Here is a 17,611-nt window from a genome sequence, read left to right as displayed (position 1 = left end):
CCCCCTTCACGATGGCGCGCGTTATTCTACGTGAAATCACGCTAAACGGCAGATCAAACCGAGTATCTTTGCGAATATTTTTTCACATTTGTGTCAAGTGGCTGTGAGGCGGCAAAAAATTCCCCCTGCCCGCCCGTGACACCGCATTGGGACAGTACCAGCCACTCGCTGCGGCTGCGTACGCCCGTCGCAAAAACTTGCATAGGCATGCCTTTACAGGCTTCCACCAGGCTTTGCACCAGCAGCTGGTTCTCGCTGCGCTTTTCGATGTTGCGCGCCAGGCCCGGATGCAGTTTGATCAGCTCCGCATCCAGCTGCTTGATCCAGCTGGTTCCCACCAGGGTTAACCCTGCCTGAACCACCGCCACCCGAACGCCAAGCGCGTTAACCAACCGCATAACCGGCTGCAGACGGCCGATATATTGACAAACATCTGCCTCAGCAAGTTCAAAAATAATCCGTTGACGCTGCGATTTTTCACACTGCATTAGAGCATCGCGCAGCCAGCGCTGGAAACGCGGACGGATCAGCGACTCCACCGACAGCTGCAGCGCCAGATTCTCCTCGGGCCAGAAGCCTAAAAACGGCAGCAGGCGCGTCACCTGCAGGCGGTCATACTCCTCCGCCAGGCCAAACTGCAGCACCATCGGCATGTACTCGGCGGCAATCACCTCTTCTTTACCGTCGTACATCCGCGACATCAGTTCACGGTGATGCACCCGACCGTCGCGGGTGACGGCGGGCTTCTGGTACAACCGCGGCCCGCCGCGGCTCAGCATCTGTTCGATCAGCGTCCGCCAGCGAACGTTGCCGCGGCCTTTCTCCGGAAGGGTATCGTCATAGACCGACCAGCTGTTGCTGCCCTGCAGCACCGCGTTGCGCGTTGCCGCTTCTGCATGTTCCATCACTTGCGCCGCCGATTGTCCGCTGCGGAAAGAACAGATGCCGATATGCATCATATCGTCACGATCGAGGATCCGCGTCGGAGGCAGCGCGTCCATGGCCTTCAGCAGCAGCCCGGCGATACTATCCGCCTCTTTTAACGTGCGGTGCGGCAGCAGCACGGCGAAGTCGCTACGGTGATAGCGCGCCAGCAGCGCGCCAGGGTAACGCATAATAAAGGTAGAGAGCAGGTTGATAAGCGTGAAGTAATGTTCTTCGGCCGCCGCCCGCCCCCAGTTGTCCCGTAGCAGATCAAACTCCGGTAGACGGATCATCATCACGATGCCGTACGCCCCCACCTTCTCCTGATCTTCCAGCAGCGTGGCCAGCTGATTGTCAAAAAACAGGCGATTATTCAGCCCGGTTTTAGAATCCTGTGCCGCATAGGAGCGAATCAGCGTATCCATCCGGCTGCGCTGATCGCTGGCAAACTGCAGCTCCGACAGCAGCATATCCAGCGCGCTACTGGTGCTGGCAGGCCATTCATAGACTGAGCCGCGCACCTGCGGCCCGCGCTCGCCGCTCAGGATACGCGTGGAACGAAGCTCAAGCAGCTCCTGACCCGCCAGCTGGCGGCGGATCCAGCGGACGGCGAAGAAAATAATCACCACCATGAAGCCGATGGAGATGGACAGCGGGGCGGTAATCGACAGCGAACGGAAATAGTTCACCATCGGGTCAACGTAGACCAGATGCAGAGAGAGACCGGGATGTTTCAACGACGGGACCGTGATCTCACGGAATTGCTCATGACTGCCAAGCGGGCGATAGCTGTCGGTTCGGGAGTGGCTGTAGAGCGGTTTACCGTTAAGCATGAAATCGATATGCACGATCTCTATCGGCGTCATCAGCTCATCCAGCTGCGGCTCAAGCTTATCAAAAGAGGTGGTGATGAGCCGGTTATCCAGCATGGTCGCCACCGCCTGAACCCGGTTTTCGACCTTGTTCTCAATGCCGTTGTAAAAACTCAGCGAAGCGCCAATCAGCGTGACAAAGATGGTCAGGCTAGTTAGCAGCGTGATAAAGGCTGAGAACTTCGTCGTTAATCGCATCCCTGTGTTAACTCCGCGAGTGAATGACTGCCCGATGAACCATCAGGCTCCCGTGCCGGCGCGCGCCTTGACGCTAGCATTAACCTTTTAAAGCGCGACGCATACTATCAAAGATGGCGAGTCTGGCAATGGAATGCGTATTATCGGCGAAAGTATGCCGATAGCGAGTATAGTCGGCAGAAAAAATTTGCCAATCGCCGCCCGCCTGCGGCCTGCGCCAGAAGCGCTTTAATTTTAGACGCTGGATGGCAAACCCGCGCCAGCGGCGCACATTATTGCCGATTTTCCGTCCTGCCAGCCTCCCGTCCGCTTTTTTCCCTGCTAAAGATGCCGGGTCAGGCGCGGTAAAGGAAACGTCTTGCGCCACTTTCCGATGATTCCTGGACGACCGCGCCCCTGCTTCGGCGGCGGCTCATGCTCCTAATGTGCAATTTTTCGTGACATATTCGCGATTCATCGCCGCCTCCGTCATGCTTAAGGAAACGCATGACGGAGGACACCATGAAAAGAAAAAAACTGACGGAAGCCGACGTCACGGCCGAATCCGTTTTTATGCTCCAGCGGCGCCAGGTACTGAAAATGCTGGGCATCAGCGCAACCGCCCTTTCGCTTCCCGCCGCCGCGCAGGCCGACCTGCTGGACTGGTTTAAAGGCCATGACCGTCCGCCAGCCCCGGCGGGCAAAGCCCTGGACTTTGCTAAACCCGCTGAATGGCAGGCTAAGCTGACGCTTACCCCGGAAGATAAAGTCTCCGGCTACAATAACTTTTATGAATTCGGCCTCGATAAAGCCGATCCGGCGGCGAACGCGGGTAGCCTGCGCACCGATCCCTGGACATTGACCATCGGCGGTGAGGTGGCGAAGCCGCTGACTCTCGACCATGACGATCTGACCAAACGCTTCCCGCTGGAAGAGCGTATTTATCGTATGCGCTGCGTGGAAGCCTGGTCGATGGTGGTCCCCTGGGTCGGCTTCCCGCTGCATAAGCTGTTGGCGCTGGTGGAGCCCACCAGCAATGCGCGCTATGTGGCCTTCAAAACCCTCTATGCTCCGGATCAAATGCCCGGGCAGAAAGATCGGTTTATCGGCGGGGGGCTGGCTTACCCTTACGTGGAGGGGCTGCGGCTGGATGAAGCGATGCATCCGCTGACGCTGCTCACCGTCGGGGTGTATGGCAAAGCGCTGCCGCCGCAAAATGGCGCGCCGGTCCGCCTTACTGTGCCGTGGAAGTACGGTTTCAAAGGCATTAAATCCATCGTCAGCATTGAACTGACCCGCGAGCGGCCGCCGACCACCTGGAACCTGGCGGCACCGGACGAATACGGCTTCTTCGCCAACGTCAATCCGCACGTCGATCACCCCCGCTGGTCGCAGGCCAGCGAGCGGTTTATCGGCGCCGGCGGCGTACTCGATGTCAAGCGTCAGCCAACCCTGCTGTTTAACGGCTATGCCGACGAGGTGGCGTCGTTGTATCGCGGCATGAATCTGCGGGAGAACTTCTAGTGCGTTTCACCGTCAAACAGATCGCCTGGCTGAAGGTTTTACTTCATCTGGCGGGTTTTTTGCCGCTGGTCTGGCTATTCTGGGCCGGACATCAGGGCTACTTTAGCGCCGATCCGGCCAAGGATATCCAGCATTTTACCGGCAGGATGGCGCTGAAGTTTCTGCTGGCGACGCTGCTGGTCTCCCCGCTGGCGCGCTATGCGAAACAACCATTATTGATTCGCGTTCGTCGCCTGTTAGGTTTATGGTGTTTCGCCTGGGCGACGCTGCACCTGACCAGCTATACCCTGCTGGAGCTGGGCATTAACAATCTGGCGCTGCTGGGCTCGGAGATTATCAACCGCCCCTATCTGACGTTAGGCATGGTCAGCTGGGCGATCCTGCTGGCGCTGGCGGTGACGTCGACGCAGGCGATGCAGCGAAAACTGGGCCGCCGCTGGCAACTTTTACACAACTTCGTCTATCTGGTGGCGATCCTCGCGCCGATTCACTACCTGTGGTCAGTGAAGATCCTCTCGCCGCAGCCCATCATTTATGCCCTGCTGGCAGTGGCGCTGCTGGCATGGCGTTACAAGAAGTTCCGCCAGTGGTGGCGCTGAATCCCGTAATGTGCAGTTTCCCGCAGATCCTTTATCAACCGCGACTCTTTTTAAGATAGCGGTTGATAATCTTCCCTGATAAGACCAGTATTTAGCTGCCAATTGCTACGAAATCGTTATAATGTGCGACTTTGGCTTTCCTGACGGGGTTTTCTGACCCTGAAAAGGTGACAAGGGCGCATTGAAGGTATATGTTGTTTTTTACCCGAAAATGGCAGGAGATCGCCACACGATGGCAAAGAAGTTTCACATTTTGCTTTTGAATGGTCCAAACATTAACATGCTCGGTACCCGCGAGCCTGAGAAGTATGGTCCGCTCACGCTGGCGGAGATTGTTAACCATTTAACATCTGAAGCGGCGGCGCTGAATGTGAGCCTGGATCACCTGCAGTCCAACGCGGAGCATGCGTTAATCGACCGAATTCATCAGGCTAAAGACAACGTGGACTATATCCTGATTAATCCGGCCGCGTTCACGCATACCAGCGTAGCAATTCGTGACGCTTTGCTTGCCGTGAACATCCCGTTTATCGAGATTCACCTGAGCAATGTGCATGCACGCGAACCCTTCCGCCAGCATTCGTATCTGTCAGATGTCGCCGCTGGCGTCATCTGCGGACTGGGGGCGGACGGCTATTCATACGCTTTACAGACGGCGGTAAAACGCCTGTCACAATCACACTAAACAAAGAGTACGGAACCCACTCATGGATATTCGTAAGATTAAAAAACTGATCGAGCTGGTTGAAGAATCAGGTATCTCCGAACTGGAAATTTCTGAAGGCGAAGAGTCTGTTCGCATCAGCCGCTCTGCACCGGCCGCAAGCTATCCGGTTATGCAGCAGGCTTATGCTGCGCCGATGATGCAGCCTCAGGCACCTGCCGCCGCGGCTGCCGCGCCAGCTGCAGCAGCAGAAGCGCCGGCAAAAGCGGAAATCAGTGGTCACATCGTACGTTCCCCGATGGTTGGTACTTTCTATCGTACGCCAAGCCCGGACGCGAAAGCGTTTGTGGAAGTTGGCCAGAAAGTTAACGTGGGCGACACCCTGTGCATCGTCGAAGCGATGAAAATGATGAACCAGATCGAAGCCGACAAAGCCGGCGTGGTGAAAGCCATTCTGATCGAAAGCGGCCAACCGGTAGAATTCGACGAGCCGCTGGTAGTTATCGAGTAACGAGGCGAACATGCTGGATAAAATTGTCATCGCTAACCGTGGCGAGATCGCACTGCGCATCCTTCGTGCCTGTAAAGAACTGGGCATCAAGACCGTTGCTGTGCATTCCACCGCGGATCGCGATCTAAAACACGTATTGTTAGCGGATGAGACGGTCTGTATCGGTCCGGCTCCGTCCGTAAAAAGCTATCTGAACATCCCAGCTATCATCAGCGCCGCTGAGATCACCGGCGCGGTAGCGATTCACCCGGGGTATGGCTTCCTCTCCGAGAACGCCAACTTTGCTGAGCAGGTTGAGCGCTCCGGCTTTATCTTCATCGGCCCGAAAGCCGACACTATCCGCCTGATGGGCGACAAAGTGTCCGCGATCACCGCCATGAAAAAAGCCGGCGTCCCGACCGTACCCGGTTCTGACGGCCCGCTGACCGACGACATGGACGCTAACCGCGCCCATGCTAAACGCATCGGCTATCCGGTGATCATCAAGGCCTCCGGCGGCGGCGGCGGTCGCGGTATGCGCGTTGTGCGCAGCGACGCTGAACTGGCCCAGTCCATCTCCATGACCAAAGCGGAAGCCAAAGCGGCTTTCAACAACGATATGGTCTACATGGAGAAATACCTGGAAAACCCACGTCACATTGAAATTCAGGTACTGGCGGACGGTCAGGGCAACGCTATCTATCTGGCTGAACGTGACTGCTCCATGCAGCGTCGTCACCAGAAAGTGGTCGAAGAAGCGCCGGCGCCGGGCATCACTCCGGAACTGCGTCGCTACATCGGCGAGCGTTGCGCGAAAGCCTGTGTCGATATCGGCTACCGCGGGGCGGGTACCTTTGAGTTCCTGTTCGAAAACGGCGAGTTCTACTTCATTGAAATGAACACCCGTATCCAGGTAGAGCATCCGGTAACTGAAATGATCACCGGCGTTGACCTGATCAAAGAGCAGCTGCGTATCGCAGCCGGCCAGCCGCTGTCCATCAAGCAGGATGAAGTGGTGGTTCGCGGCCATGCGGTGGAATGCCGTATCAACGCCGAAGACCCGAACACCTTCCTGCCGAGCCCGGGTAAAATTACCCGTTTCCACGCGCCGGGCGGCTTTGGCGTGCGCTGGGAGTCCCATATTTACGCCGGCTACACCGTACCGCCGTACTATGACTCCATGATCGGCAAACTGATCTGCTACGGCGAAAGCCGTGACGTGGCGATTGCCCGCATGAAGAATGCGCTGCAGGAGCTGATCATCGATGGTATCAAGACCAACGTCGATCTGCAGATGCGCATTATGAGCGACGAGAACTTCCAGCATGGTGGCACCAACATCCACTATCTGGAGAAAAAACTCGGCTTGCAGGAAAAATAATTCTGCTCTCTCAGCAAAAGGCCGGATTTTCCGGCCTTTTTTCTTTTTCTCTCTCCTCATCTATACCATGCGGTACAATCCCCGCTTTCTTTATCCTCAAGGGACAAAAAATGGACAAACGCTTTGTTCAGGCCCACAAAGAAGCGCGCTGGGCGCTGTGGCTGACCCTTCTCTATCTTGCCGCCTGGCTGGCCGCCGCCTATCTGCCGGGGGTGGCTATCGGTTTTACCGGCCTGCCCCACTGGTTTGAAATGGCCTGCCTGCTGGTTCCGCTGCTGTTTATTCTGCTGTGCTGGGCGATGGTCAAACTGGTTTTCCGCGACATTCCTCTGGAGGACGATGATGCAGTTTGAGGTCATTATTCCCCTGATCGCCTATCTGGTGGTGGTGTTCGGCTTATCCCTTTACGCCATGAGAAAACGCGCCTCAGGAAGCTTTCTTAATGAGTACTTTCTCGGCAGCCGCTCGATGGGCGGCTTCGTGCTGGCCATGACGCTAACCGCCACCTATATCAGCGCCAGCTCATTTATCGGCGGACCCGGCGCCGCCTATAAATACGGCCTGGGATGGGTGCTGCTGGCGATGATCCAGCTCCCCGCCATCTGGCTGTCGCTGGGCGTACTGGGAAAAAAATTCGCCATCCTTGCGCGTCGTTATAATGCCGTCACCCTCAATGACATGCTGTTTGCGCGTTACCAGAGCCGTCTGCTGGTCTGGCTGGCCAGCCTGAGCCTGCTGGTAGCCTTCGTTGGCGCCATGACCGTCCAGTTTATCGGCGGCGCCCGCCTGCTGGAGACGGCTGCGGGTATTCCCTACGATACCGGTCTGCTGATCTTCGGCATCAGCATCGCGCTGTATACCGCCTATGGCGGCTTTCGCGCCAGCGTGCTCAACGATACCATGCAGGGCATGGTGATGCTGATCGGCACGATCGTGCTGCTGGTGGGGGTGATCCACGCCGCCGGCGGGATTGGCCATGCGGTAGAGACTCTGCAGTCAATCGACGTCAAGCTGGTGTCCCCGCAGGGGGCGGAAGATATCCTCTCGCCAACCTTTATGGCCTCGTTTTGGGTGCTGGTCTGCTTCGGCGTCATTGGCCTGCCGCATACCGCCGTACGCTGTATCTCCTACAAAGACAGCAAAGCCGTGCATCGCGGCATCATGATCGGCACCATCGTAGTGGCGATCCTGATGTTTGGCATGCACCTGGCCGGCGCGTTAGGTCGGGCGGTGCTCCCCGACTTAACCGTACCGGATCTGGTGATCCCGACGCTGATGGTCAAAGTGCTCCCGCCCTTTGCGGCAGGGATCTTTCTGGCCGCGCCGATGGCGGCGATTATGTCGACGATCAATGCCCAGCTTCTGCAAAGTTCCGCTACGATCATCAAGGATCTGTATCTGAACTGGCGTCCGGATCAGGCGACTAACGAAAAGCGGCTAAAACGCATGTCCGCCGGCATCACGCTCCTGTTGGGTGTTCTGCTGCTGCTCGCGGCCTGGCGACCGCCGGAGATGATTATCTGGCTGAATCTGCTGGCCTTCGGCGGCCTGGAAGCCGTCTTCCTGTGGCCGCTGGTACTGGGCCTGTATTGGGAACGTGCCAACGCGGCTGGCGCGCTGAGCGCGATGATCGTGGGCGGCGTGCTGTATGCCGTACTTGCCACGCTGAAAGTGCAGTTTCTCGGCTTCCATCCGATCGTTCCCGCGCTGCTGCTGAGTTTACTGGCGTTTGTGGCAGGGAACCGTTTCGGCCGTCCCGCACCACAGCCACCTATTTTGACTACTGATAAATAAAGAGTTTTGCTATGCCATGGATCCAACTGAAACTAAATACCACCGGCGCGAACGCTGAAGATCTTAGCGATGCGCTGATGGAGGCCGGATCGGTCTCGATCACCTTCCAGGATACGCACGATACGCCGGTATTTGAGCCGTTGCCCGGGGAAACCCGGCTGTGGGGCGATACCGACGTGATCGGCCTGTTCGATGCCGAAACCGATATGAAAGCGGTCGTTGCCCAACTGGAGCAGCACCCGCTGCTGGGCGCCGGCTTCGCGCATAAGATCGAGCAGCTGGAAGATAAAGACTGGGAGCGGGAATGGATGGATAACTTCCATCCGATGCGTTTCGGTGAGCGGCTGTGGATCTGCCCGAGCTGGCGCGACGTTCCGGATGAAAATGCCGTCAACGTGATGCTCGATCCGGGTCTGGCCTTCGGTACCGGCACGCACCCGACGACATCCCTGTGCCTGCAGTGGCTCGATGGACTCGACCTCAACGGAAAAACGGTCATTGATTTCGGCTGCGGTTCCGGCATCCTGGCGATTGCCGCGCTGAAACTAGGGGCCGCAAAAGCGATCGGCATTGATATCGACCCGCAGGCTATTCAGGCCAGCCGCGATAACGCTCAGCGTAACGGCGTATCTGAGCGTCTGGAGCTCTATCTTCCTCAGGACCAGCCGGAGTCGATGAAAGCCGACGTCGTGGTCGCCAATATCCTGGCTGGCCCGTTACGTGAGCTGGCGCCGTTAATCAGCGTCCTGCCCGTTTCAGGCGGTTTGCTGGGGCTTTCCGGCATCCTTGCCAGCCAGGCGGAGAGCGTCTGTGAAGCCTACGCCGATCTCTTCACCCTTGACCCGGTGGTCGAGAAAGAGGAGTGGTGCCGGATCACCGGCCGGAAAAACTAAGCGCAATGCGGCCTGTGGGCCGCATTTTTGTTTCCAGTAGCCACCAAATAATGCCAGGAAATGAGAGGCAGATCGCACTACAGAGCACTTTTTTGACTATAAAAACAGCGTTTTATATCGTCTGGTAGCGAGTTTTTCTAAGAAAAATCGAGAAGTTTTATGATTTTATAAATGGACACAAATTATCCATCACCCATTAAATCAATGATTAATATAAGTATTTATTCATTCCTTTTACGTTAGTCCCGGATTCATTGATCTGCAACAGAGGATTGCTCAAAGTTTGGCCTTTCATCTCGTGCAAAAAATGCGTAATATACGCCGCCTTGCAGTCACAGTATGGTCATTTCTTAACTCATGCGCATCGGACACCACCAGCTCAGAAATCGCCTGATCGCAGCGCCCATGGCTGGCATTACTGACAGACCATTCCGGACGCTGTGCTACGAGATGGGAGCGGGTTTAACCGTTTCCGAGATGATGTCCTCTAACCCACAGGTGTGGGAGAGCGACAAGTCCCGTTTACGGATGGTGCATATTGATGAGCCCGGTATTCGTACCGTGCAAATCGCCGGTAGCGTGCCGGAAGAGATGGCTGCCGCCGCGCGGATTAACGTGGAAAGCGGCGCCCAGATTATTGATATCAATATGGGATGCCCGGCGAAAAAGGTGAATCGCAAGCTTGCAGGTTCAGCCCTCTTGCAGTACCCCGACCAGGTGAAGTCGATCCTGACGGCGGTCGTGAATGCGGTGGACGTTCCTGTGACTCTCAAGATTCGCACCGGTTGGGAACCGGAACACCGTAACTGCGTAGAGATTGCCCAACTGGCCGAAGAGTGTGGCATTCAGGCTCTGACTATTCACGGACGCACCCGCGCCTGCTTGTTTAACGGAGACGCTGAGTACGACAGTATTCGGGCAGTTAAGCAGAAAGTTTCCATTCCGATTATCGCGAATGGCGACATTACTGACCCGCTTAAAGCCAGAGCTGTGCTCGACTATACAGGGGCTGATGCCCTGATGATAGGCCGTGCAGCTCAGGGAAGACCCTGGATCTTTCGGGAAATCCAGCATTATCTGGACACTGGAGAGCTGCTGCCCCCGCTGCCGCTGGCAGAGGTCAAGCGCTTGCTTTGTGCGCACGTTCGGGAATTGCATGACTTTTATGGTCAGGCAAAAGGGTACCGAATCGCGCGTAAACACGTCTCCTGGTATCTTCAGGAACATGCTCCAGATGACCAGTTTCGGCGCACATTCAACGCCATTGAGGATGCCAGCGAACAGCTGGAGGCGTTGGAGGCATACTTCGAAAATTTTGCGTAATAGAAATAAAGAGCTGACAGAACTATGTTCGAACAACGCGTAAATTCTGACGTACTGACCGTTTCTACCGTTAACTCTCAGGATCAGGTAACTCAAAAGCCCCTGCGTGACTCGGTTAAACAGGCACTGAAGAACTATTTTGCTCAACTGAACGGTCAGGATGTGAATGACCTGTATGAGCTGGTACTGGCTGAAGTTGAACAGCCCCTGTTGGACATGGTGATGCAATACACCCGTGGTAACCAGACCCGCGCTGCCCTGATGATGGGCATCAACCGCGGTACGCTGCGTAAAAAACTGAAAAAATACGGCATGAACTGATACTAGTCAGTTGCTTGCTTGATATAAAAGGCGCTCTTCGGCATGGGGAAGCGCCTTTTTTATTACCTGCGGCAGCGGGACACATTACTGATTCACCGCCCGCAGTACCGGCGTCTCCGATACACGAGCAGCACAGACTACCGCCATAATATTATCCACCAGCGCAGGCGCCTGCTGATAAAGATCGACGCGTTGCGGATCGAGCAGCCAGTTTTTAATTAGTCCGGAAAAGGCGCTGTGTAAAACAATTAATATCACTTCAATATTTGTTTCGGCTGGCAATATATTGTTACGCACACAGCACTGCAGCATGCCGCCGATGAGCGAATAATTAAAGCCAATGCGCTGGCGAATTTCATTTTCCGAAAGCATATCATTGGCAAACTCGCAGCGCTGATAAAGAATTTGCATCAGCGCACGCTGGCGAGGATTCGCAGCAATATAGCGGAGCCCGGTAATAAACCGCTCGCGCAACGCATTTAAAGGCTCCTGTTCATTCTCTGTTGCGCGGCTATGCTGAATCAAATCCCTGAGCGGTGGCTGCTGCTGCCACATTTCATTAAACAGCTCGGTCTTACTGGCAAAATGCCAGTAGACGGCGCCGCGGGTCACTCCCGCCGCATCAGCAATATCCGTCAGGGTCGTGTTGGTCACCCCCCGCAGAGCGAACTGCTGGATCGCGGACTCAATCAGGAGCTGCCGCGTGCGTAGCGCCTCTTCTTTCGTTTTTCTTGCCATACAAGCCCCCTTCCCGCCGGACAGGATATTTAGGATTTTCTGAAGATCGCTTAACCTAACATTTGTCATGGAATATTTTTTAGCAAAAATGCAGACAAGTTAATTCTGACGCCATCGTCAAATAAATTACCCAAATCAATATTAATAAATAACTCATTCACGGAATTGATGTCTATTTATTAAGATTTACAATTAAGGTAAATAGAATAAAAAGGCAGCGCGTTTTTTTGTTTTTGCGTGCCTTGCTGATTGTCCCAAAATAACTATCCCTTACATCCAGCGGCGTTTATTTGTAGGATGGCAAACTGCTTTTTAATTCCCTCTTTCTTTCACAGATTCGCCGCCGAATTTGGCACGTAATCTATAAGGAACCGCCATGACTACTCACGCCAGAGTGACACTTTTATCCGGTTTAATTATCTCGGCCTTATTGCTTACCGGCTGCGATAATTCGGACAATCCGCAACCCCATGCCCAGGCGCCGCAGGTGACGGTCCATGTCGTGAACAGCGCGCCGCTGTCGGTCACCACCGAACTGCCAGGCCGAACTTCAGCTTTTCGCGTGGCGGAGGTCCGCCCTCAGGTAAGCGGTATTATCCTGAAGCGTAACTTTGTTGAAGGAAGCGATGTCGAAGCAGGCCAGTCGCTCTATCAGATCGATCCGGCAACCTACCAGGCGGCGTGGAACAGCGCCAAGGGCGATGAGGCAAAAGCCGAAGCCGCAGCCGCCATCGCCCACTTGACGGTGAAACGCTACGTTCCGCTGCTGGGTACCCAGTATATCAGTCAACAGGAATACGATCAGGCGGTGGCCACCGCCCGCCAGGCCGATGCCGACGTCATCGCTACCAAAGCCTCCGTGGAAAGCGCCCGCATCAACCTGGCCTACACCAAAGTGACCTCTCCCATTAGCGGACGCATCGGTAAATCGAGCGTCACCGAGGGGGCATTGGTTACCAACGGTCAGTCGGATGCCCTGGCCACCGTCCAGCAGCTCGATCCGATCTACGTCGACGTGACGGAATCCAGCAATGACTTCATGCGCCTTAAGCAGGAAAGCCTGCAACGCGGCGGCGACACCAAAAGCGTTGAACTGCTGATGGAGAACGGTCAGGCCTATCCGCTTAAGGGTTCGCTGCAGTTCTCCGACGTCACTGTCGATGAAAGTACAGGTTCAATTACCCTGCGCGCTATCTTCCCTAACCCGCAGCATGTCCTGCTGCCGGGGATGTTCGTCCGCGCCCGCATCGATGAAGGCACCGATCCGCAGGCCATCCTGGTGCCGCAGCAGGGGGTGACTCGAACGCCGCGGGGCGATGCCTCCGTCATGCTGGTGAATGACAAAAATCAGGTTGAAACCCGTCAAGTGGTGGCTTCCCAGGCCGTGGGCGATAAGTGGCTTATCACCAGCGGGCTGAAGCCGGGCGACAAGGTGATTGTCAGCGGCTTACAGAAAGTCCGTCCCGGCGTTACCGTTAAAGCAGAAGTGGAGCGTGCGGCACCGGTCGCGCAATAAGGATACCCAGCCATGTCTAAGTTTTTTATCCATCGACCGGTCTTTGCCTGGGTGCTGGCCATCATCATGATGATTGCCGGCGGTCTGGCCATTCTCCAGCTGCCGATAGCGCAGTATCCGACGATTGCGCCCCCTGCGGTGGCGATCTCCGCCACCTATCCCGGTGCGGATGCTCAGACCGTGCAGGACACGGTCACTCAGGTTATTGAGCAGAACATGAACGGTATCGACAACCTGATGTATATGTCGTCGACCAGCGATTCCGCCGGCTCAGTAACCATCACGCTTACCTTTAAGTCCGGCACCGATCCGGATATCGCCCAGGTGCAGGTGCAAAACAAACTGCAGCTGGCCACCCCGCTGCTGCCTCAGGAAGTCCAGCAGCAGGGAATTAGCGTAGAGAAGTCCAGCAGCAGCTTCCTGCTGGTGGCCGGCTTTATCTCTGATAACCCGGTCACCACCCAGGATGATATTTCCGACTATGTCGCCTCTAATGTTAAAGATCCCATCAGCCGACTCAACGGTGTGGGCGATGTACAGCTGTTCGGCGCGCAGTACGCCATGCGCATCTGGCTGGATGGCAACCTGCTGAACAAATACAACCTGACGCCGGTGGACGTCATCAATGCGCTGCAGGTTCAGAACGATCAGATTGCCGCCGGCCAGCTGGGCGGTACGCCAGCGCTGAAAGGCCAGCAGTTGAACGCGTCGATCATTGCCCAGACGCGGCTTAAAGATCCGCAGGAGTTTGGCAAGGTCACGCTGCGGGTCAATGCCGATGGTTCTGTCGTCCATTTGAAAGATGTCGCCCGCGTTGAGCTGGGCGGAGAGAACTACAATGTCGTCGCCAGAATTAACGGCAAGCCCGCCTCTGGTCTGGGTATTAAGCTCGCGACCGGCGCCAACGCGCTGGATACTGCCACCGCGATTAAAGCGAAGCTGGCCGAACTGCAGCCTTACTTCCCCCAGGGAATGAAGGTGGTCTATCCGTACGATACGACCCCTTTCGTCAAAATCTCTATTCACGAAGTGGTCAAAACGCTCTTTGAAGCGATTATTCTCGTCTTCCTTGTCATGTATCTGTTCCTGCAGAACATGCGCGCTACGCTCATTCCGACCATTGCCGTGCCCGTCGTGCTGTTGGGTACCTTCGCGGTACTGTCGATGTTTGGCTACTCCATCAACACCCTGACGATGTTTGGTATGGTGCTGGCGATAGGTCTGCTGGTCGATGACGCCATTGTGGTGGTGGAAAACGTCGAACGTGTGATGGTTGAGGAGAAGCTCTCGCCAAAAGAAGCGACGGAAAAGTCGATGTCGCAGATCCAGGGGGCGCTGGTGGGTATCGCCATGGTGCTATCTGCGGTTTTCGTGCCGATGGCCTTCTTCGGCGGTTCCACCGGCGCGATTTATCGCCAGTTTTCGATCACCATCGTTTCCGCCATGGCGCTCTCCGTGCTGGTTGCCCTGGTGCTGACGCCAGCGCTCTGCGCCACGTTGTTGAAGCCAGCCTCAGCTGAACACCATGAGAAAAAAGGATTTTTCGGCTGGTTTAACGCCCGTTTTGACCAGAGCGTTAACCACTACACCAACAGCGTCAGCGGTATTTTGCGTGGAACCGGCCGTTACCTGGTGATCTATCTGCTGATCGTCGTGGGAATGGCCGTGCTGTTTATGCGTCTTCCGACATCCTTTCTACCCGATGAAGACCAGGGGGTCTTCCTGACCATGATCCAGCTGCCTTCCGGCGCTACCCAGGAGCGGACACAGAAAGTGCTGGATACCGTGACCGACTACTATCTGCATAACGAGAAGGCTAACGTCGAAAGCGTCTTTACCGTTAACGGCTTCAGCTTCAGCGGCCAGGGACAAAACTCCGGCATGGCGTTTGTCAGCCTGAAACCATGGGAAGCGCGCAGCGGTGATAAAAACAGCGTGGAGTCCATCATCAAGCGAGCCACCGTGGCCTTCAGCCAGATCAAAGACGCCATGGTTTTCCCGTTCAACATGCCTGCCATTATTGAGCTGGGTACCGCCACCGGCTTCGACTTTGAGCTGATCGACCAGGGCGGGCTAGGCCATACTGCCCTGACGCAGGCGCGCAATCAACTGCTGGGCATGGTGAAACAGCATCCGGATCAGCTGGTACGGGTACGGCCTAATGGGCTGGAAGATACGCCGCAGTTCAAACTGGATGTCGACCAGGAAAAAGCGCAGGCGCTGGGCGTATCGCTCTCCGATATCAATGAAACGATATCCGCTGCGCTGGGCGGGTACTACGTCAATGACTTTATTGACCGTGGTCGCGTCAAGAAAGTGTACGTCCAGGCTGATGCCCATTTCCGTATGCTGCCGAGCGACATTAACAATATGTATGTTCGTAGCGCCAATGGCGAAATGGTTCCGTTCTCCGCCTTCGTCACTTCGCGCTGGATATATGGCTCGCCGCGTCTGGAACGCTACAACGGTTTACCCTCCATGGAGATCCTCGGTGAAGCCTCGCCGGGCAAGAGTACCGGGGAAGCCATGGCGCTGATGGAAGCGCTGGCCAGTAAACTGCCGAGCGGTATTGGTTACGACTGGACCGGGATGTCTTACCAGGAACGCCTTTCCGGCAACCAGGCTCCCGCGCTCTATGCCATCTCGCTGATCGTCGTCTTCCTGTGCCTGGCGGCGCTGTATGAGAGCTGGTCGATTCCGTTCTCAGTCATGCTAGTGGTTCCGCTGGGTGTGATCGGCGCGCTGTTAGCCGCCACGCTGCGTGGGCTGAATAATGACGTTTACTTCCAGGTAGGCCTTCTGACCACGATCGGTTTGTCGGCGAAGAACGCGATCCTGATCGTCGAATTCGCCAAGGATCTGATGGAGAAAGAAGGGAAAGGGATCATTGAAGCAACCCTGGAGGCATCGCGGATGCGCCTGCGACCCATTCTGATGACCTCTCTGGCTTTTATTCTCGGGGTCATGCCGCTGGTGATTAGCCATGGTGCCGGCAGCGGGGCGCAGAATGCGGTGGGTACCGGTGTCATGGGCGGGATGCTAACCGCGACACTGCTGGCGATCTTCTTTGTTCCGGTCTTCTTTGTGGTCGTCAGACGACGTTTTACCCGGCACGCTGAATAACCCGGCCTGGTATTAAAGGCGCCCCTGCGGGCGCTTTTTTTTCGCCTGGTATATGAGCAACCACTACAGCTTACCGCTATCTGACAACCGCTATCGCGCGCGGCAGCGATGGGATACGATCGTTCTCTCCATCTTTTCTGCATATTCCCCTGCTTATCTTCACGATATTTACGTGGCTCATATATTGAGATGATTTCGGCATCCGGGCCGGACAATCCGCGGTGATAAAATAAGCCATTCCGTTCTGCACTGGCTCTCAGTACAACCCTGCGGATTATCCAGAGGTAATATCATGAAAAAGTATTTAATCGTGGCGCTGCTGGCCTCTCTGCTGGCAGGCTGTGCCCATGACTCTCCCTGCGTGCCGGTGTATGACTCGCAAGGCCGCTTAGTCCACACCAATACCTGTATGAAAGGCACAACAGAAGACAACTGGGACACCGCAGGCGCGATCGCTGGGGGCGCCGCCGCGGTAGCCGGCCTCACGTTAGGGATCGTCGCGCTGACCCGCTAATTCTCCCCCGACCAGCAGATACAGGGGCTAGCGTCGAACCTGTATCTGCTCTTCTGCGCATCATCCACATGACAACCGAACAAACAAACTCACTGTCCCTTGCTGCATTACGCGCAAATCGGCTTTGACGGTTCCCCCTGGCGGCAGGACTGCTTATCGACAGATAACACAAAAGCAGAAGGCCCAGTCTTTCGACTGGGCCTTCTGCTTTATTTGATGCCTGGCGATTCCCTACTCTCACATGGGGAGACCCCACACTACCATCGGCGCTACGACGTTTCACTTCTGAGTTCGGCATGGGGTCAGGTGGGACCGCCGCGCTATTGTCGCCAGGCAAATTCTTTACAACGTGCCGAACTTTAACCTAAAAAGTGGTGCTGATACCCAGAGTCGAACTGGGGACCTCACCCTTACCAAGGGTGCGCTCTACCAACTGAGCCATATCAGCACGCTAAATTTGATGCCTGGCAGTTCCCTACTCTCACATGGGGAGACCCCACACTACCATCGGCGCTACGGCGTTTCACTTCTGAGTTCGGCATGGGGTCAGGTGGGACCACCGCGCTAGTGCCGCCAGGCAAATTCTGTTTTATCAACACGTCCTGCGGACGCATCGATTAATCTGTATCGAAGCTGAAAATTCTCTCAATCCGCCAAAACATCTTCGGCGTTGTAAGGTTAAGCCTCACGGTTCATTAGTACCGGTTAGCTCAACGCATCGCTGCGCTTACACACCCGGCCTATCAACGTCGTCGTCT

16 protein-coding genes, 1 tRNA gene and 3 rRNA genes are annotated in these 17,611 nt (G+C 55.8%); 13 read left to right on the top strand and 7 right to left on the bottom strand.

Annotated elements, in window-relative coordinates:
* Positions 1-53: 53 nt before the first annotated feature.
* Entirely contained in the window at positions 54-1,994 is a 1,941-nt protein-coding gene (gene csrD, locus ACLH1U_RS05695; protein WP_241515790.1) for an RNase E specificity factor CsrD, read from the bottom strand.
* A 79-nt stretch (positions 1,995-2,073) separates the two neighbouring features.
* Complete coding sequence (locus ACLH1U_RS05690; RefSeq protein ID WP_032429221.1) at positions 2,074-2,265, bottom strand: hypothetical protein; 192 nt, start codon at positions 2,263-2,265, stop codon at positions 2,074-2,076.
* A gap of 230 nt (positions 2,266-2,495) precedes the next feature.
* On the opposite strand from ACLH1U_RS05690, the gene msrP reads away from it, so the two are divergent.
* The 10 genes from msrP to fis all read left to right on the top strand — a co-directional run bounded on the left by msrP (position 2,496) and on the right by fis (position 10,962).
* Complete coding sequence (msrP, locus tag ACLH1U_RS05685) at positions 2,496-3,497, top strand: protein-methionine-sulfoxide reductase catalytic subunit MsrP (protein ID WP_032454192.1); 1,002 nt, start codon at positions 2,496-2,498, stop codon at positions 3,495-3,497.
* Entirely contained in the window at positions 3,497-4,096 is a 600-nt protein-coding gene (gene msrQ / locus ACLH1U_RS05680) for a protein-methionine-sulfoxide reductase heme-binding subunit MsrQ (protein ID WP_023291158.1), read from the top strand. The genes msrP and msrQ overlap by 1 nt, the downstream gene beginning before the upstream one ends.
* A 232-nt stretch (positions 4,097-4,328) precedes the next feature.
* Entirely contained in the window at positions 4,329-4,781 is a 453-nt protein-coding gene (gene aroQ, locus ACLH1U_RS05675; RefSeq protein WP_023291159.1) for a type II 3-dehydroquinate dehydratase, read from the top strand.
* Between the two features lie 22 nt (positions 4,782-4,803).
* Positions 4,804-5,271, top strand: coding sequence for an acetyl-CoA carboxylase biotin carboxyl carrier protein (accB, locus tag ACLH1U_RS05670; RefSeq protein ID WP_004206250.1), 468 nt, complete (start codon positions 4,804-4,806; stop codon positions 5,269-5,271).
* Positions 5,272-5,281: 10 nt separating this feature from the next.
* Positions 5,282-6,631, top strand: coding sequence for an acetyl-CoA carboxylase biotin carboxylase subunit (accC, locus tag ACLH1U_RS05665; protein WP_004174096.1), 1,350 nt, complete (start codon positions 5,282-5,284; stop codon positions 6,629-6,631).
* A 110-nt stretch (positions 6,632-6,741) separates the two neighbouring features.
* A complete protein-coding gene (locus ACLH1U_RS05660; protein WP_004206253.1) occupies positions 6,742-6,984 on the top strand; it encodes a DUF997 family protein in 243 nt (80 codons plus the stop codon).
* Entirely contained in the window at positions 6,974-8,425 is a 1,452-nt protein-coding gene (gene panF, locus ACLH1U_RS05655; RefSeq protein ID WP_023291160.1) for a sodium/pantothenate symporter, read from the top strand. Before ACLH1U_RS05660 ends, panF begins: the two co-directional genes overlap by 11 nt.
* Before the next feature lie 11 nt (positions 8,426-8,436).
* Positions 8,437-9,318: a 50S ribosomal protein L11 methyltransferase gene (prmA, locus tag ACLH1U_RS05650; RefSeq protein WP_004144971.1), complete on the top strand. Its 882-nt coding sequence runs from the start codon at positions 8,437-8,439 to the stop codon at positions 9,316-9,318.
* 357 nt (positions 9,319-9,675) lie between these two features.
* Positions 9,676-10,641: a tRNA dihydrouridine synthase DusB gene (gene dusB / locus ACLH1U_RS05645; RefSeq protein WP_004144972.1), complete on the top strand. Its 966-nt coding sequence runs from the start codon at positions 9,676-9,678 to the stop codon at positions 10,639-10,641.
* 24 nt (positions 10,642-10,665) lie between these two features.
* A complete protein-coding gene (fis, locus tag ACLH1U_RS05640) occupies positions 10,666-10,962 on the top strand; it encodes a DNA-binding transcriptional regulator Fis (protein ID WP_000462905.1) in 297 nt (98 codons plus the stop codon).
* Between the two features lie 84 nt (positions 10,963-11,046).
* Here fis and envR read toward each other — a convergent pair whose 3' ends face one another.
* Complete coding sequence (gene envR, locus ACLH1U_RS05635; protein WP_411299133.1) at positions 11,047-11,700, bottom strand: acrEF/envCD operon transcriptional regulator; 654 nt, start codon at positions 11,698-11,700, stop codon at positions 11,047-11,049.
* 376 nt (positions 11,701-12,076) lie between these two features.
* Between envR and ACLH1U_RS05630 the strand changes: the two genes are divergently transcribed.
* The 3 genes from ACLH1U_RS05630 to ACLH1U_RS05620 all read left to right on the top strand — a co-directional run bounded on the left by ACLH1U_RS05630 (position 12,077) and on the right by ACLH1U_RS05620 (position 16,853).
* Positions 12,077-13,216, top strand: coding sequence for an efflux RND transporter periplasmic adaptor subunit (locus ACLH1U_RS05630; protein ID WP_048298470.1), 1,140 nt, complete (start codon positions 12,077-12,079; stop codon positions 13,214-13,216).
* 12 nt (positions 13,217-13,228) lie between these two features.
* Complete coding sequence (locus tag ACLH1U_RS05625) at positions 13,229-16,339, top strand: efflux RND transporter permease subunit (RefSeq protein WP_023291164.1); 3,111 nt, start codon at positions 13,229-13,231, stop codon at positions 16,337-16,339.
* 292 nt (positions 16,340-16,631) lie between these two features.
* Positions 16,632-16,853: a membrane protein gene (locus ACLH1U_RS05620; protein ID WP_004206262.1), complete on the top strand. Its 222-nt coding sequence runs from the start codon at positions 16,632-16,634 to the stop codon at positions 16,851-16,853.
* Positions 16,854-17,071: 218 nt separating this feature from the next.
* Here the strand turns inward: ACLH1U_RS05620 and rrf (ACLH1U_RS05615) are convergent.
* From rrf (ACLH1U_RS05615) to ACLH1U_RS05600, 4 genes are all read right to left on the bottom strand, one after another.
* Positions 17,072-17,187: ribosomal RNA gene (rrf, locus tag ACLH1U_RS05615) — 5S ribosomal RNA — on the bottom strand.
* A gap of 38 nt (positions 17,188-17,225) precedes the next feature.
* Positions 17,226-17,301, bottom strand: a tRNA-Thr gene (locus ACLH1U_RS05610).
* Positions 17,302-17,315: 14 nt separating this feature from the next.
* Positions 17,316-17,431: ribosomal RNA gene (gene rrf / locus ACLH1U_RS05605) — 5S ribosomal RNA — on the bottom strand.
* A gap of 96 nt (positions 17,432-17,527) precedes the next feature.
* Positions 17,528-17,611 (bottom strand): 23S ribosomal RNA (locus ACLH1U_RS05600); the annotation flags it as partial.

The sequence above is a fragment of the Klebsiella sp. 1SOBk5mer genome, assembly GCF_046603115.1.
Taxonomy (GTDB): Bacteria; Pseudomonadota; Gammaproteobacteria; order Enterobacterales; family Enterobacteriaceae; genus Klebsiella; species Klebsiella quasipneumoniae.
This window is presented reverse-complemented; position numbering and strand designations above follow the sequence as displayed.